The organism is Mesorhizobium sp. B2-3-7 (assembly GCF_006442695.1).
Lineage (GTDB): Bacteria > Pseudomonadota > Alphaproteobacteria > Rhizobiales > Rhizobiaceae > Mesorhizobium.
This window is the reverse complement of the sequence record NZ_VFVV01000005.1, coordinates 194187-210197: the sequence shown is the minus strand read 5'-3', so window position 1 is coordinate 210197 and position 16011 is coordinate 194187. Positions and strand designations below refer to the sequence as shown.

The 16011-nt window shown below is 60.2% G+C and carries 12 protein-coding genes and 1 pseudogene; 3 read left to right on the top strand and 10 right to left on the bottom strand.

What is annotated here, in order from left to right; translation table 11 throughout:
• Nucleotides 1-7: 7 nt before the first annotated feature.
• The 10 genes and pseudogenes from FJ940_RS12330 to FJ940_RS12285 all read right to left on the bottom strand — a co-directional run bounded on the left by FJ940_RS12330 (nucleotide 8) and on the right by FJ940_RS12285 (nucleotide 12701).
• Nucleotides 8-952 carry a homoserine kinase gene (locus tag FJ940_RS12330; protein WP_140656702.1) on the bottom strand — a complete coding sequence of 315 codons (945 nt, stop codon included), beginning with the start codon at nucleotides 950-952 and terminating at the stop codon, nucleotides 8-10.
• 37 nt (nucleotides 953-989) lie between these two features.
• Nucleotides 990-2417, bottom strand: coding sequence for a threonine synthase (thrC, locus tag FJ940_RS12325; RefSeq protein WP_140656700.1), 1428 nt, complete (start codon nucleotides 2415-2417; stop codon nucleotides 990-992).
• Between the two features lie 168 nt (nucleotides 2418-2585).
• On the bottom strand, nucleotides 2586-3908 hold the full coding sequence (locus tag FJ940_RS12320; protein WP_140656699.1) for an FAD-binding oxidoreductase: 1323 nt from the start codon (nucleotides 3906-3908) through the stop codon (nucleotides 2586-2588).
• Between the two features lie 273 nt (nucleotides 3909-4181).
• Nucleotides 4182-4309: pseudogene (locus FJ940_RS28760) on the bottom strand (IS481 family transposase); the annotation flags it as partial.
• A 47-nt stretch (nucleotides 4310-4356) separates the two neighbouring features.
• Nucleotides 4357-5667, bottom strand: coding sequence for an FAD-binding oxidoreductase (locus FJ940_RS12310; RefSeq protein WP_140656698.1), 1311 nt, complete (start codon nucleotides 5665-5667; stop codon nucleotides 4357-4359).
• 54 nt (nucleotides 5668-5721) lie between these two features.
• Nucleotides 5722-6600 carry an ABC transporter permease gene (locus FJ940_RS12305; RefSeq protein ID WP_140656697.1) on the bottom strand — a complete coding sequence of 293 codons (879 nt, stop codon included), beginning with the start codon at nucleotides 6598-6600 and terminating at the stop codon, nucleotides 5722-5724.
• A gap of 32 nt (nucleotides 6601-6632) precedes the next feature.
• Complete coding sequence (locus FJ940_RS12300) at nucleotides 6633-7583, bottom strand: ABC transporter permease (protein ID WP_140656696.1); 951 nt, start codon at nucleotides 7581-7583, stop codon at nucleotides 6633-6635.
• Between the two features lie 81 nt (nucleotides 7584-7664).
• On the bottom strand, nucleotides 7665-9335 hold the full coding sequence (locus FJ940_RS12295) for a peptide ABC transporter substrate-binding protein (RefSeq protein WP_140656695.1): 1671 nt from the start codon (nucleotides 9333-9335) through the stop codon (nucleotides 7665-7667).
• A 23-nt stretch (nucleotides 9336-9358) separates the two neighbouring features.
• The gene (locus tag FJ940_RS12290; protein ID WP_140656760.1) at nucleotides 9359-11023 is read right to left on the bottom strand and encodes an ABC transporter ATP-binding protein; all 1665 of its coding nucleotides are present in this window, start codon (nucleotides 11021-11023) and stop codon (nucleotides 9359-9361) included.
• 790 nt (nucleotides 11024-11813) lie between these two features.
• Nucleotides 11814-12701, bottom strand: a complete 888-nt coding sequence (locus FJ940_RS12285) for a LysR family transcriptional regulator (protein WP_140656694.1) — start codon at nucleotides 12699-12701, stop codon at nucleotides 11814-11816.
• A 73-nt stretch (nucleotides 12702-12774) separates the two neighbouring features.
• On the opposite strand from FJ940_RS12285, the gene FJ940_RS12280 reads away from it, so the two are divergent.
• Genes FJ940_RS12280 through FJ940_RS12270 form a run of 3 tightly spaced genes read left to right on the top strand, consistent with a single transcriptional unit; the run spans nucleotide 12775 to nucleotide 15922 of the window.
• Nucleotides 12775-13827 carry a four-carbon acid sugar kinase family protein gene (locus FJ940_RS12280; protein ID WP_140656692.1) on the top strand — a complete coding sequence of 351 codons (1053 nt, stop codon included), beginning with the start codon at nucleotides 12775-12777 and terminating at the stop codon, nucleotides 13825-13827.
• A complete protein-coding gene (gene pdxA / locus FJ940_RS12275) occupies nucleotides 13824-14816 on the top strand; it encodes a 4-hydroxythreonine-4-phosphate dehydrogenase PdxA (protein ID WP_140656691.1) in 993 nt (330 codons plus the stop codon). Before FJ940_RS12280 ends, pdxA begins: the two co-directional genes overlap by 4 nt.
• A 20-nt stretch (nucleotides 14817-14836) precedes the next feature.
• Entirely contained in the window at nucleotides 14837-15922 is a 1086-nt protein-coding gene (locus FJ940_RS12270; RefSeq protein WP_140656690.1) for a cupin domain-containing protein, read from the top strand.
• Nucleotides 15923-16011: the final 89 nt, after the last annotated feature.

The following is a 16011-nucleotide window of genomic DNA, read 5'->3' as shown; positions in this document are numbered from 1 at the left end:
GCCTTGCTCATACGATTTCTCCCCTGTGCACGCATAACATGCGCTCGAAGTGGCTTGGATCGTGCGCTTTGAGGATTGCAGCCTCCCGAGGCTGGTACAGATCCCACAGACGCGATAGCCAAAAGCGAAATGCTCCAGCGCGTTGCATCGCGGGAAGCAATATGCGTTCGGCTGGAGTAAGCACTCGAACGGACTCATAAGCGCCTAAGAAAGCGGCTGCTCGCTCACTGTCTTGGCGGCCGGTGCAGTCATCGACACACCAGTCGTTGAGGCACACGGCAATATCGAAAAGGAAGGCGTCGCATCCGGCGAAGTAGAAATCAAAGACGCCGGTCAGATGACTGCCGGCAAACAACACATTGTCACGAAAGAGATCGGCGTGCACCGGCCCGCTGGGGAGTTGTTCGTAGGTGGAAGACACAGCAATTTGGTTTTGAAAGGTCAGTTCGCTGGTGAGCAGCGACCGTTGTCCATCGGACACGTATTGGCCGACCACCGGCACCACCTCGTTCCACCATTCGAGCCCCCGCGGATTGGCTTGTCGCCGTGGGTAGTCACTTCCGGCCAAGTGCAATCGGGCCAAAATCGCCCCAATGGCGCGACAGTGCTCCGCAGAAGGCGCTGTCACGCTCTCGCCCGGGAGCCGGTTGACGACCACCGCAGGTCGATCTTTCAGCGAATGAAGGATTTCGCCTTTGACGTTGGCAACCGGATCCGGGACCGGCATTCGCCGCGTCGCAAGGTGCTTTATGAAATGGAGGTAGAAAGGCAATTGTTCGAATGTGAGGCGCTCAAACAAGGTGAGCACATACTCTCCGGTTTCGGTATCTACGAAGTAGTTCGTGTTCTCAATTCCGGTCGTGATGCCGCGAACAGAACGCGGCCAGCCTAGACCCAGCGCTCCAAAGAACGCTGCGACTTCGTCGACTGATAGCTCCGTATATACAGCCATGGCGAAAATAACGGTCTCCGACTGCTGAAGCAGCTCTTCAGCAGGCCGCACCCTGCACGATTTCGGCGACGTGGGTCTTTACGGTCTGTGCATCGGCGGGAAGGACTTTAAATCGTCTCGGCAAATCTTCTATTCCATCGAACCGTTCTGGGCGATCTGGCTCGCGGCCCAAAGCCTCCCTGATGGTCTCAGCAAATTTGACCGGCAGGGCCGTCTCGAGCACGATCATCGGCATCTCCGGAACGGAGTGCCTGCGTGCGACCGTGATGCCGTCAGCTGTGTGTGGGTCGACCAGCGTGTTGAAGCGGCGCCAAGTGTCACGGATCGTTTCCAACCGGTCGGCGTGCGTGCTCTTGCCGCTGCAGAAGCCAAAACGAGCGGCCACCTGAGCGAAGGCGGAATCGCCGCTGAGATCGAACGATCCTCGTTCCCTGAGTTGGTCGTCGAACATTGATTTCGTCCGGCCCGCATCGCGACCGAGCAGGTCGAAGACGAAACGCTCGAGATTGGAGGCCTTGGAAATGTCCATCGATGGGCTTGATGTTTCATGCGTGTCCGCTCGGCCCCGCACGCGATAGACGCCGGTGCGGAAAAACTCATCGAGCACGTCGTTCTCGTTGGTTGCAATGACGAGACGGGATACGGGAAGTCCCATCATGCGCGCAACGTGACCAGCACAGATGTTTCCGAAGTTCCCCGAAGGAACAGTGAAGTCGACCTCTGATGTGTTCCCCGCGGTGACCTGGAAGTAGGCGGAGAAGTAGTAGACGACCTGAGCCACCAGCCGGGCCCAGTTGATCGAATTGACGGCGCCTATCCGGTGGCGCCTCTTGAAATCACCATCGCTGGACACGGCTTTCACGATGTCCTGGCAATCGTCAAAGACCCCTTCGATGGCGATGTTATGGATGTTTTCGTCCTGCAGGCTGAACATCTGGGCTTGCTGAAAGGTGCTCATGCGTCCGTGCGGCGACATCATGAAGACCCGCACCCCCTTCTTGCCGCGCATGGCATATTCCGCCGCGCTGCCCGTGTCGCCACTGGTGGCCCCGAGGATGTTCAGTTCCTCACCCCGCCGCGCCAGTTCATACCCTAGGAGATTGCCAAGCAACTGCATCGCCATGTCCTTGAACGCCAGCGTGGGGCCGTTCGACAGTTCCGCAACGTGGAGACAAGTCTCAAGCGCGCGCACCGGCGCGATCCTGGCGGTCCCGAAAACCTCGGGCGTATAGGTCTTCGCGCAGATGGTCTTAAGATCGGCGGGCGGAATATCGTCGATGTAGAGCGACAGGATCTCGAAGGCGAGGTCCGGATAGGACAGCCTCCGCCACCGATCCAGCATGGCGTCATCCACGAGCGGGTACGTCTCGGGCACATAGAGCCCGCCATCCGGCGCCAGACCTTCAAGCAGTATCTCGCAAAACTTCCTGCGTTCGGGGTGGCCGCGCGTCGAGATGTAGTGCATGTGATGCTCCTCCTTATCGGCGCGCTCGTTCAGCCGGGGCCGCAGCGCTGCATGGTCAATGGGCCGCCACCCTCAGCCGTCAGCGTCGGGCCGGCCACCAGGCGATCTTGTCCTGCAGGCCATAGCGGCGATTGTTGGTGCGCGTCACGCCTGACTTCCGGCTGATCTTCAGATAGCGGCGATGTCCAGCTTCGAGCCGTCGACCAGACGCGACAGGCGGAGCGGTGTAGGATCGACGCAAGGCGTGTCGTTTACGACAAGCTCTGCGGCCAGATAACCAAGCCCCGGGCCCAAACCGAAGCCGTGGCCCGAGCAGCCCGCCGCGAGGACGAGGCCTTTTACCCCGTCCACCTGCGACACCACAGGCACTGCGTCCGGCGTGCAATCGACGAAGCCGCCCCAGGCACTATCGATCTCTATATCGCCGAGTTGGGGGAAGGTCTTCCGGACACTCTCCACCACTTGGCTTACCAGCCATTTTAAGGGTGGAGGATCCAGCACCCGATTCTGTTCGAAGATCCGATCGTCGCTGGTCAGCAGCGCCGGCATAGAATCCGGCCCCGAAAGGAACGATTGGCCGATGCCGAGCCTGACGTTCTTTAGGCGACGCAAGAATTGCGGCATGAATTCGCGGCTATACCGGATAGCCTGGGGCGTGATTTCGAGGTTCGCCTTGCCACTGATCGCAAGCGTATAGCTGCCGTCCAGTCGGCGCGTGATCGTGCAGTAGGGTGTGGAGATCGCCTCGCCTATGTTGATTGTGGGGGTGGAACGCAGCGCGGTCTGCCGGATGCTCGCTTGGGGGAAACTGATCCCGAGCGGCCTAAGGAAGCGCGAGGACCAGGCGCCAGCGGCGCACAGCACCGCGCTGGTTCTGATGTAGCCCTTCTCCGTGTGTACGCCCGCAATCTTGCCATTGGCCAAGTCGAGCGCCCGCGCGGCGCATTCCTGGTGGATGGTGGCGCCCAGAGCTCTGGCCCCCTCGGCGATAGCCGGCGCGGCGAGCGCAGGTTCGGCCTTGCCATCCCGGCCCGAATAGGTCCCGCCGACCCATTTGTCGCGCGCTTCGGGGACGCGCTCGGCCACCTCCGCCCGGCTCAGCATGCGGGTGTCGACCTCGTACTCCCTGGCGACCTCGCGCCACCTTTCCCAACCGGCGAGCACAGCCTCGTCGTGAGTCGCAGAGACGAGACCGCAGCGTCGAAATCCAAGGTCGCGATTGATATCGCGCGTCAGCTCGTCCCACAGTCGCATGGAGATCACCGAGAGCGCCAGTTCGCGCCGATCGCGGTTCTGCTGGCGGCACCAACCCCAGTTTCGGCTCGATTGTTCACAGGCGACGTGGCCCTTCTCGAGCAGAGCCACAGAGAGGCCACGCTTCGCCAGGAAATAGGCGGCCGTAGAGCCGAGGATGCCGCCGCCGACGATGACGACGTCGACTTCGGCCGGGAGACGCTCATCGCTGTGAATACGTTCGACTCGGGGCGACATGTTCCAACCAACCTCGGCTGCCAAGAATGCGGAAGCAAAGTTCCGATCAGCCCTTCATCGCATCGTGCGCTCGAAAGAATGTGCCGAAATCATCTAGGACTTCGCCAGATGTGCGGGTTTTTGATCCCTTGATCGATACGAACTGCTCAAGCCCGACCGAGTTCCAGTTCGGCGCAGAGCGGCGTAACCTGCTCGCGAGTCCGTTGGATCGCGCTTGAGGGTCTTGAGCCTGCGTGCGAAGTGGTAGGTGGCAACGAAGTCGACGAGGTGTTACCCGAGCTGATCGTGGCTCTCGTAGACAAGCGTTTGACGGAGGCGTCCTTGATCGTGCGGTACATCCTCTCGACCTGTCCATTGGTCCGATGATGCTTGGCCCCACTCGTACGGTGCTCGATGTCGTTCGTGGCGCAGGCATATTCGAAGGCGTGCGCCCCGTCACCTTTGCCGGTCAGCGGCTGGCGCGCCAGAAGGCGATGCGGTCCTGCAACCGATAGCCCTGGATAATCGCCGGCATGAACCAAGGATTGCCGCGATAGAGCGGGATGGCCGAGGGCGGTCGAAAGTCGAACGCCGTGCGCGACTGCTCCCCATGCCCCATCAATTTGTGGGCCGCACGCATTCCGATCCATGGCGCCCAGACCACGCCTGAACCGCAGAAGCCGGTGGCATAGACCACACCACCCTTCTCGAAGATGCGGGGCAGCATGTCGCGGTTCATCGCGACGTTGCCGAACCAGCAATGCGAGAGGCGCACGTTTTCCAATTCCGGGAAAAGGTTCACGAGGCCCTTGCGCAGGAGAAGTTTCGGGGCAATCGGATCGCCGACGCGAGAACTGTCGCGCCCTCCCAGCAGAATGCGTTTTCCGTCGGGCGATGGACGATAATAGAAACCGAGTTGCCGGCCCTCGGTGATCGTCATCAGCCTCGGCATCAGTCGCGCCATGACATCGGGCGCGAGTTCCTCTGTCACGATGATCCGGCTGCGGACCGGAACCAGGCGGCGGCGCAGAAAGGGAGCGGCGCCGTCGGTATATCCATTGGTACAGACCAGAACCTGCCGTGCATCCACCGTCCCTGCCGAAGTCACGACACGAAACCCCGAACCATTCCTCTCGATCGACTTGACCGCCGTATGCGAATGGACCGTCAATCCGGATGCGAGCGCCACCCGCAGGAGTTCAGCGTGGAACTTTGCCGGGTGTAGCCCGCCAATGTCCGTCCGAACGGTTCCGCCGCGGTAGAAATCGGTGCCGATATAGTTCCGCTGCTCGGCATGCGGAACGGCGTAGGACTCAATCCCCAGTTTCTTCGCCAGCCTCTCGGCGCCGCGCGCCATCTTCTCATACTGTTCATATCCGAAAGCGCCTTTGAACTGGCCGACCAGGCGGAAGTCGCAGTCGAGCCCTTCGGTCTTGATGAATTCGTAGAGGAATTCGCGCGCAACCTTGCCCTCGGCCTCGATCGCCATGGCCTTCTCTTCACCGAAGCGCCTGGTGATCGTGGCAGAATCCGGCCGAATGCTCCCGCTGGTAATCCCGCCGTTGCGCGTTGAAGCACCCTCGCCCGGATGCATCGCATCAAAAGCGGCAACCGAGCGCCCCTCGCGCGCCAGCACAAGCCCGGCCGAAAGCCCGGCATAGCCGGCGCCGACAATCACCACGTCGAGCTTCTTTGCCAGCGGCTGCCGCGACAGCGGCATGACGGGCGCCGCTTCCCACCAGTAGGGCGTGTTCTTTTCGGCGACTTCGGGCTCTTGCACGTGACTGACTTCTCTTGATGTTCCAGCGTTTAGGAATGTGACGGGTCGCGGTATTCAAATATGGTCATCTCGCACATCCAGAGCGTCACGCAGTCCGTCGCCGATGAAATTGAAACTGGTCACCGCGATGGTGATTGCCGCTCCGGGAATGATTGCCAGCCATGGTGCGGTGCCCAGATATTGCTGGGCGCCATTGAGCATGTTCCCCCAGCTGGGCAGTGGCGGCTGGATCCCGTAGCCGACGAAGCTGATATAGGCTTCCATGAGAATGGCACGCGCGACGGTCAAGGTCGAAGCAACGATGATTGGACCGATGGCGTTGGGAAGGATCTCCCGAAACATGATATGTGTGCCGCTCAGCCCCAGCATTCGCCCGGCCTGGACGAATTCGCGCTCGCGGAGCGAGCGGACCTCGGCCTCTACAATTCGGGCTACTTCCATCCAGCTGGTCGCAGCGATGACGACGGTAATCATTATCGGGCTGGGTTTCAGCGCTGCGGCAAGGGCCAGCACAAGGAAGATAGACGGGAAGGCCAGAAAGCCGTCTACCATGCGCATCAGCGACGCTCCTATCCAGCCGCCGCGGTATCCAGCAATTACCCCGACGAGCGTGCCGATCAGCGTCGACAACACCATTGCGAAAAAGCCTACCAGCAACGAGATTCGTCCCGCCATCAAGAGCCTTGCCGCAAGATCCCGACCCAGCGGATCTGTGCCCAGAAAGTGGTGCCCCGTAAGCGGGGGGGCAAAGCGGGCCCGCAGATCGATATACAGTGAGTCATAAGGCAGGAGGTGCGGGCCGACGACGCAAGCGAGGCAGAGGAAAATGATCATCGCCAAGCCGAGCAGCGCCAGGCGATGCCGCATGAAACGAAGCGCCGCGCGGTTGTTTATCCATCGGCTTGGAGCTGCATTTGCGGTGAGAGCGGTCATATCGGCTGTCTCCTGTCGGGGAAGTTGCGCGCTCAAGCCAGACGAATACGCGGATCGACGATAGCGACGACAATGTCGGCGATCAGGTTTCCAAGCAGAACGAGGATGGCCGAGAACATCAGCAACCCCATCACAACCGGATAGTCGCTGTAACCAAGGCTATCGAGAAACAAACGTCCCATTCCTGGCCAGGTAAAGACAGTTTCGGTCACCAGCGCGCCGGTCAGGACGCTAGGAAGCTGCATCCCGGCCAAGGTAATCATCGGCAAAAGAGCGTTGCCCACGACATGCTTCATCAAAATCCGGCGTTCACTCAAGCCCTTGGCCCGAGCCGTCTTGACGAAGTCCTGGCTGATGGCGTCGAGGGTCGCCGTTCGCATGTAGCGGCTCCAGATCGCGACATGGACCAGCGACAGCACGATGCTTGGCAGGATCAGATGATGGAGATAGCCCAGGATCGAGCTATCGCCGATCTCGGACATATTGCCAGCCGGCAGCCAGCCCAACTTCAGGGAAAAGATGTAGATGCCGACGAGTCCGAACCAGAAGGTAGGAACCGACAACGCGACCATGGCGCCAACGGTTGCGAGATAGTCGAACAGCGAGTAGCGGCGTGTGGCGCCGCGGATTCCAATCCAGGCGCCGATGGAGATCGCAATCACGGTTGAGGATCCCATCAGCAGCAGCGTGGCGAACACATGGCTGCCAATGATCTGCAATACCGGCGCTCCGTCGCGGAAGGAGTGACCCCAGTCGCCCCGCAGCAGCCGCCATGCCCAGTCCAGATATTGGACCCATATAGGGCGATCAAGGCCCAGCAGCCCCTTGAGACGCTCGATATCCTGCTGGGTCATGCCGGGATCGAGCCCGAATTGTGCCATCGGGCCACCGGGCAGAAGATTCAGAATGCCGAAGCCGATGATCGAAACGATCACAAGCAGCACCAGGCTCTGCGAGAGGCGATTGAGCAGGAAGCCGCGCATTCTGAGTCCTCCGTTGTAGGTTGACGATTTCAGTTTGTTGCCGCCGCCGTGGTGAAACTGGGCGGCGGCAACGGCGTGGATTTAGGCCTTCCACTGCCAGACTGCAGCATGCCACGACGCGGTGCGCGTGTTGGGATTGGGCTCGAAGCCGCCCAGCCCCTTCTTGCGCCCGAGGACGTTTGTGTAGGCGAACAGCGGCAGGAAGGGCAGATCATGGCGCACCATCTCCTGCACGCGATTGTAGATCCCACGCCGCTCTTCCGGATCGAAGCTGCGAGCACCCTTGTCGAGCAGGGCATCGACCTCAGGATTGGAATATTGCGCCGTGTTCGAACCGTGTCCGCCTTGAGCCGCGATTGCCTTCGTATGCAGCCGGTTTGTGGCGTCGGGGTCCGCGGCAATCAAATAGGTGACGCCCGACATGGCGGTGTCGAATTGCGACTTCAGCCAGAAATCCCCCCACATGACGGCAGCCGGCAAGTTTGAGATCGTCATCTCGACGCCGATCTCGGCAAACGTCTGCTGCATGAACTGCTGAGTCTGCTCGCGCAGGTTGTTGCCAGAAGTTGTCGAGTTGGAGAAGGCCAGCCGCACTCCATCCTTGGCGCGGATTCCATCCGGCCCCGGCTTCCAGCCGGCCTCATCGAGGATTTGGCGCGCCCGGTCCAGATTGAACTCCTGAGCCGGCAGGTTCGGGTCGTAATAGAAGGACTCCTTCGGCATGAAACTCTCGGTGAGAGTGCCCACGCCGTAGTAGATCGTGTCGACAATCGCTTTCCTGTCCAGGGCCGCGTAGAGCGCCTGGCGCACGGCCACGTCCTTGAACTGCGGGCGGCCCAAATTCAGGAAGAACGACTCCAGGGACGACCCGGTCTCGAGTGTCACCAAACGGTCGGGCAGTTCGTGGGCTTCAGTGTAGTGGTCGGGAGTGATGTACGACTGATCGACCAGGTCAACGTCGCCGCTCTTGAACTGAGTGTAGAGCACCGTCATATCGGGAATGTATTTGAAGATGAGCTGTTCGATATACGGACCTTCGCCGGCATACTCAGGATTGGCGACTAGTTCGATATGATCGCCCGCGACGCGCTGGCTCCATTTGAATGCGCCGGTGCCGACCGGCGCCTGGTTGAACCCGGCTGCATTCGGATCGGCCTCTTTCCCCAGAATGTGCTTGGGCACCATGAAGGTCTCGGCCAGGAACGAAAGATAGGGCGCAAAAGCCTCCTTCATCCGCCATGTGATCTCGGTGGGTGAAACCACTGTGATGTCCTGGACGAGCGTGTGACCGCTCGTGCGCCAAGCGCGAAACTTCGGGTTCGTGATGAGTTCCAGGGTGTACTTCACGTCCTCGGCCGTGAAGGGCTCGCCGTCGTGCCAGCGTACATCGTCACGCAACCGGATGCGCCAGTTGAGACCGTCCGGCGAAATGCCGCCGTTCTTCTGGCTTGGCACCTCGGCCGCTAGATTCGGCTGAAAGACTCCCTTGGCGTCCATCCGGACCAGCGCATCGAAAACCGAGAAATGGACCGCGTCATCGACTTCGATGTGCGCCATCAACGGATTGAACACGGTCGGCTCTTGTGAAAGACCGACGACGACGCGACCGGCCGGACCTCCGGCAGGGATCTTGGCAAAAGCGGGCTTGCCCAGCAGATTGGGCGCGATCAAGCCTGCAGCTCCACCTAGCGCCATCAGCCGCAGCGCCTGGCGTCTCGAGTAGTTGGATGTAGTCGTTGAATCTTTGGTCATGGTAGTTCCTCTCTTGTTATTTTTCATGCGTTTGCTGCAATTGGACGGGCATTGCCCGGCCTCTCTCCTGGAATTGCCGCCACGAGTTGGCGCGTGTAGGCCGCTTGCGGGTTCAGGAATATCTGCGAGGGCGGTCCGCGCTCGACGATCCGGCCTTTCTGCATCACAGCGATTTCGTCGCAGATCTGGCTGGCGACACGCAAATCGTGCGTGATGAAGACCATCGACACGCCGGTCTCTCGCTGGATCTGATCCAGGAGCTGCAGGATCTGCGCCTGGATCGACACGTCGAGCGCGGAGACCGCCTCGTCGGCAATCAAAAGCTTCGGCTTGAACATCAAAGCCCGAGCGATACCGATTCGCTGGCGTTGCCCACCAGAAAACTCGTGCGGATAGCGGTCGAAGGCGCCGGCATCGAGACCGACATGGGCCAGAAGCGTCCGCGCTTCTTCGCGCGCCTGGGCATAAGGCATCCCGTGTGCCACCGGGCCTACCGTGATGATGTGGCCGACCGTTGAGCGTGGGTTCAGGGACGCGAAGGGATCCTGGAAGATCATCTGGATCCGTGGTCTTAGCGGGCGGAACTTCGCTTCGGAAAGCTTGGCGATGTCAGATCCCTCGAACAAAATCTCGCCGCCGTCGCTGTCTAGCAATTTGATCAGAAGCCGGCCCAGCGAGGATTTTCCCGAACCGCTCTCGCCTACGACCCCCAGCGTTCGGCCAGGCGCCAGTTCGAACGAAACCTCGTTCACAGCTTTCACAATTCGCTGCGCGCCGAACAGCGCGCCGCCGCCATGATAGGTCTTCACTAGACCCTCGACCTTCAGGATTGGCTCCTTGCTGGCAGGCTCCGCACGAGGGCGATCCTCGCCGATCAGATGTGGTACGGCCGCGATCAGGCGCTGGGTGTAAGGATGCTTGGGCGCCTTCAACACCTGTTCGGCGCTGCCCTGCTCGACGATGTGACCCTTTTCCATCACCACGACACTGTCGGCGATCTCGGCCACCACGCCAAAATCGTGGGTGATGAACATCACGCTCATCCCCTTGCGGCGCTGAATGTCTCTGATCAGTTCCAGGATCTGTGCCTGGGTGGTGACGTCGAGGGCGGTGGTCGGCTCATCGGCGATCAGCACCGTTGGCTCAAGCGCCAAGGCCATGGCGATCATTACGCGCTGCCGCTGCCCGCCCGAAAGCCGGAAAGGATATTGGTGATACATGAGTTCGGGATCTGGCAACCCCACTTCGGTGAGCAACTCGATGGCGCGGTTTCGACAGGCTTGTGACGTGCCGAAGCCATGCGCGGCCATGACCTCGTCGATCTGCGCGCCCACCGTCATCAGGGGGTTGAGCGCCGAGAGTGGGTCCTGAAAGATCATCGACACGACCCGACCACGCAGGTTGCGCAGCTTGTCGGGCGACATCCCGACGATGTTCATTCCCTCCAGCTGGATCACACCCGAGGAGACGCGGATCACCTTTGGCAGAAGGCCCATGATCGCGTTTGCCGTCACCGACTTACCCGATCCGGACTCGCCAATGATGCACAGGATCTGGCCGCGTTTCAGATCGAAGGAAATGTTCTCGACCGCATAGGTTCGCTCCATGCCTTTCGGCAAATTCACCGTGAGGTCGCGCACCGAAAGCGCCACATCGTGAGAGGCTACAGCCTGGATGCTTGCGACCATCTGGATCACCTCCCATTCCATCGAAGCGGATCCACCCTGTTGCGGATCCCATCATCGCTCCTTGAGCAGCAACGCGTGACCCTAGCTTCCGTAGCCTGGCCATTTCGGCGCTTCGCGCCCTGAGGCTGCAAGAGACGGATACTACTCATCCTGGCGGCTCCCTTTTGAAGTCCGGTCCCCGTACCGGACATTGTTCCCCTTTCTTGGAGAACCCTCCAAACGGGCAAGCTCTGCCTATCGGAGGTCCTCTGGAGCTTGCCTGCCGTAAGGAAGGGTGCCCCGTTCTTCCAGCCAGTTTGACTGTTCTGTTTCCGCAGAGTCTTCGAAAGTTGAGCCTCGGGCGGCAGGAACTTCTGAAAAGAACGGCTCAATTGGCATTTCACTCTGTTTGGCCTGCTGATGATAGCGTGGGATAGGTGAGAGTCTGAGAGTGATTGCCCGAAAATGAATGAGCGATGACGCCAGCGGCCGTGCCGACCTGTCCAAGGCGGGCACGGCATTCCTTGCCACAGGAAATTTGCACGATCCGCCGCGCCGGAATTTTCTGCATTTGAAATGGATCGCGCCCATCCAGGTGTTGAAGGCAGGTAACAACCGGCGTCACCTGCACGAAGCCCGTGATGCGCCCATGCGATGCCTCATCTGGATGCCTATAAAAGCTAGTGCGGAAGCAAGCACGGCAAACTGTGCCGCTTATCGAGGAACTCTACCCTGCCCATCAATGCCCAGTTGCTGCTTTTCGACGCCGGGTCGGCCACATTCAGCTAGGCGAAGCTCGCAGGGCGCTCTTTCAAAGGTGATTTGGGCCCAAGCGGCTGAACTGCGCTTGGAGCCACTCTGCGAGTTCAAACTCCACACCTTGGAGTTCACTCGACCCCAACCATATCAACCCATATTGACTACCGTCAGGGTCAAAGCCAGCAGGTGCCTCCAGGCTTCCTCGTTCCACATCGTCAATCGCGAGGACGAGCGGACTGAGGGCTACACCCAGGCCTGCAGATGCAGCTTCGACAATCAGGGCGTGATTGTCGAAGTACCGGATTTCTGTGGGTCGACGCGCCGACGGATGGGTCTTCAGCCATTGCGCCCACGCGTCAGGTCGGGTCTTCGACCCGAGAGCGAGATAGTCGCCACGCCCGAAAGCTGGCACTAGTTCCGGCCTCATGACAGGCCCAACCTTTTCGGGAAAAAGGGGCCGGACGTTCCACGTCTCAGGCACAGCGAAGTCCAGCCGTCGAATAGCGAGATCGACCTCTTTCTTACGAAAGTCCACAAGCCCTCCACCTACGGAAAGGTGGAGGGCCATGTTCGGATGCGCCACTTGAAGCGCCCCCAGCCGCGGAATGAGCCAACGCATGGCAACGGAAGGCTCGCAGGAGAGCACCAGAGCACTCCTCCCGGCATTGGCAGCACGCAGGCTTTGTACCGTGGCGGCCAACTCACCGAAGAACCTGCTGAGGGTGAGGTTGAGTGTCTCGCCGGCCGGGGTGAGCCGCAGGCCTCGCCCATTCTTTTCAAACAACCTGACCCCGATGTCGTTGGCGAGCTTGGTGATACGGCGACTGACGGCGCCGTGCGTGAGCGCAAGCGAGTCTGCTGCAAGCCGGACCGAGCCTAGCCGCGCTGTTGCTTCGAACGCTCGCAGGTCGTCGAGCGATGGTATGTCTGAGCGATCCATCCGTGACAATCTATCACCGATTTTGTCAGAAACTATCGCTATTCATTCTTGGTGAGGTTTTGTTAGTTGATGCATGCGCACCAATCATCAACCCAGTATAGCGGTCCTCGCCGATGACCTCACCAGCGCGGCAGATGGTGCAGCACCTTTCGTCGCCAGTGGCTTGACTGCGTCAATCGGCAGGGGCCAGCTTCCGCGCCAAGCGGAAGCGGCAGCGATAATTGCAATCGATAGCGGTTCGCGGTCTGCGACTCGGTCGCAAGCGTTCGAGGCGGTCGCTCGATTAACCGCCCGACTTGCCGGCCATACCGTGCTCTATAAAACGGTGGACTCCACACTTCGCGGTCACATAACGGCGGAGCTTGAAGCATGTTTTGCGGCGAGCGGCCGCAGAGCACTGGTGTTTGCACCGGCGTTCCCGGAGGCCGGTCGTACGACAGTGAGGGGCATTCAGCTTGTTGACGGCATTCCGGTCTCGGAAAGTTCGTATGGCCATGACCCTGTGCATCCCGCGCGGCATTCGGCACTAGTCGACCTGGTCCCGAGCTGCATCAAGAATGTCACGCTGCTTGATGCAGTAACGCAGGAAGAACTCGACTCGCAGATTGCTGCCATCGAGGATCCAGCGTCGATCCTTTGGGTTGGCTCTCCTGGAATGGCTACAGCGCTATCGCGGCATTTTGTGCCGGCGAAGGCCCTACCGCCATTGCTCGATGGCATCAGTAGCGATGTCTTGGTGGTTATTGGGAGCGCAAATATGTGCAGTCATCAGCAAGCAGATCAACTCCAGGAGGTCAGCGGCGTCATGCTGCTGCGCGGACCAAGGGCGCGCGAGCGGGACTCGGCAGCAGTGCTGCGCCGCATCGCACAAGACGCAGCGCGAGAGCTTCAAAGCCCACGCTTCGGCGCTTTGATCGCTACCGGCGGCGACACGATGGAAGCGATCCTGGACCTTCTCAACGTCCGTGAGTTCGAGATCCTGCAAGAACTCGATCCCGGATTCCCGCTTGGTCTCGCCAGGCTTGGCGATGGGCGCTCGCTCTTGCTCGCTATGAAGGCGGGTGGCTTTGGCAGTGACGACGCCCTGGAGCGCGCCGTCGCGCGGATACGTGGAGCAACCCAATGAAGAACATTCCCCCGCTTGCTCTCACAATGGGCGACGCCTCCGGCATTGGGCCGGAGATCGTGGCGAAGCTGCTTGCGAAGGGCGGCGAACGCGTCGTCGTGTTCGGCAGCTATGTTGTCATGCAGGACATCGTGCGGCGGCTCGGGTTGAACGTCGAGGTGCGACGCATCAATGCGGCCCATGCAGCTCAGTTTCAGCCGCAGGCAATTGAAGTCATCGACACCACCCGGATTACTGAGCCTCCTCCAATCGGGCGTATCAGCGCGATCTCTGGACAGGCGGCCTTCGACGCCATCGTTGCGGCGATCGCAGCTGCGAAGTCCGGAGAAGTGAGCGGCATCGTCACGGCGCCGATCAATAAAGAGGCGATGGCCAGCGCGGGAATCGGCTACCCCGGCCATACCGAAATTCTGGCCGACTACGGCGGCGCCAAGCGCGTGGCGATGATGCTTGCGAACGATGACATCCGCACGGTGCTCGTCACGATCCACACGTCGCTGAGCAAGGCGATCGAACAAGGTGATTTCGACGCTCAGCTATCCGCCATCCGGCTTGCCCATGAGGGTGGAAAGGCTCTCGGCTTCGCGACCCCGCGTATCGCCGTAGCGGGTCTCAACCCGCATGCAGGTGAAGGTGGCATCTTCGGCGACGAGGAGATCCGGATCATACGACCTGCAATCGACGCATGCCGTGCTGAGGGGATCGATGCCACTGGTCCCTATCCGGGCGACACCGTTTTCATGCAAGCACGTCAAGGCCGATTCGATGTTGTGGTAGCTCAATACCACGACCAGGGGCTGATCCCTGTGAAGTATCTCGGGCTGGAAAAGGGCGTGAACATCACGCTTGGCCTGCCGTTCGTCCGTACCAGCCCAGATCACGGCACGGCGTTCGACATCGCGGGCCGGGGGATTGCAGACCAGGCCAGCTTGGAAACAGCACTTGCCTACGCCAAGCGCCTTGTGGCGGCACAAACCAAGACGAACTAGATACGAAAGGTACCACACCAATGGGGCTACGCTTCATCTTCATGCTCACGCGCAACGACCGAACGGTTTCGGACGCCTCGCAGCAACTTCAAACCGCGCTCGGCCTCGGCGTGCGGCACATCGGGTTCAAGGACATCGGCTTGCCGCTGGAACAGCTGAAAGGCCTCAATGCAGCTATCAGGACGGGCGGTGCAACTTCCTATCTGGAAGTCGTGTCATTGGACCGCGAAAGCGAAATTGCTTCGGCAAAGGCAGCTGCCGCAATCGGCGTTGACGTTCTTCTTGGTGGCACGCGGGTCGACGATGTGCTGCCTATCCTCAGGGACACCGGCATCCAGTACTTCCCGTTCCCGGGTCGGATTGCCGGTCATCCGAGCGTGCTTGAAGGCGCCATCGACGAAATTGTCGAAAGTGCCAAGACGATTGCAGAGCGAGATGGGGTCCATGGCCTGGACCTGTTGGCATACCGTTCGGCGGAGAACGTGCCCGAGTTGATGAAGGCCGTCTGCGCTGCAGTCAACAAGCCTGTCTACATTGCAGGTTCGATCGACACCCCAGAACGAATTGCAGTCGTCCAAAGCGCCGGCGCAGCTGGTTTTACGATTGGGACTGCGGCTTTGGATGGCAAGTACCCGGCCAATGGGCATGACCTACCAAGCCAACTCAATGCAATCATTCGCGACGTCGCTGCGCTGAACAAGCACCTTTCCCCAGTTCACAAGAAGAATTTGTCAATTGAGTTTGCCGGGCTGCACGCGCCTTGGGAGCCTAAAGTCGAGGTGCATGTCAACAACATGCAAATCCAGGTCGCCCTGTTCAAGGGAGCCTCTAACTGGTCATTTCGGCAGCACGACGATCAACTGTTCTTTGTTCACCGCGGACGCCTGCTCATGAAATTTCGTGACCGTGAAGAGATCATCGAACCCGGAGAGTTCATCGTCGTGCCATATGGCGTTGAGCACAGTGCGGTGGCCTTGGGCGAGGAAGGATGTGAAGTGTTGCTGGCGACGTCAACCGCTCTACCCTCCTACCCACCCGCGGGAACTGATCTCGCTCACTCTGAGCGATCCCGGTTGACTGCCTGGAGCGACGGTGCCGTCCGCTAGGTTTTTCAGTAAAATCATGGCGCAACGCGCAGGAGCAATCATGACCGCGCTCGACGCCGACTTCAGGCCGTCTGCTTCGCTGCCGGCCG

Bases quoted from the DNA above. Each gene is read 5' to 3' on its own strand.
- FJ940_RS12330 (WP_140656702.1), bottom strand. From the start codon at position 952: ATGGCTGTATATACGGAGCTATCAGTCGACGAAGTCGCAGCGTTCTTT.
- thrC (WP_140656700.1), bottom strand. From the start codon at position 2,417: ATGCACTACATCTCGACGCGCGGCCACCCCGAACGCAGGAAGTTTTGC.
- FJ940_RS12320 (WP_140656699.1), bottom strand. From the start codon at position 3,908: ATGTCGCCCCGAGTCGAACGTATTCACAGCGATGAGCGTCTCCCGGCC.
- FJ940_RS12305 (WP_140656697.1), bottom strand. From the start codon at position 6,600: ATGACCGCTCTCACCGCAAATGCAGCTCCAAGCCGATGGATAAACAAC.
- FJ940_RS12300 (WP_140656696.1), bottom strand. From the start codon at position 7,583: ATGCGCGGCTTCCTGCTCAATCGCCTCTCGCAGAGCCTGGTGCTGCTT.
- FJ940_RS12295 (WP_140656695.1), bottom strand. From the start codon at position 9,335: ATGACCAAAGATTCAACGACTACATCCAACTACTCGAGACGCCAGGCG.
- FJ940_RS12290 (WP_140656760.1), bottom strand. From the start codon at position 11,023: ATGGTCGCAAGCATCCAGGCTGTAGCCTCTCACGATGTGGCGCTTTCG.
- FJ940_RS12285 (WP_140656694.1), bottom strand. From the start codon at position 12,701: ATGGATCGCTCAGACATACCATCGCTCGACGACCTGCGAGCGTTCGAA.
- FJ940_RS12280 (WP_140656692.1), top strand. From the start codon at position 12,775: ATGCGCACCAATCATCAACCCAGTATAGCGGTCCTCGCCGATGACCTC.
- pdxA (WP_140656691.1), top strand. From the start codon at position 13,824: ATGAAGAACATTCCCCCGCTTGCTCTCACAATGGGCGACGCCTCCGGC.
- FJ940_RS12270 (WP_140656690.1), top strand. From the start codon at position 14,837: ATGGGGCTACGCTTCATCTTCATGCTCACGCGCAACGACCGAACGGTT.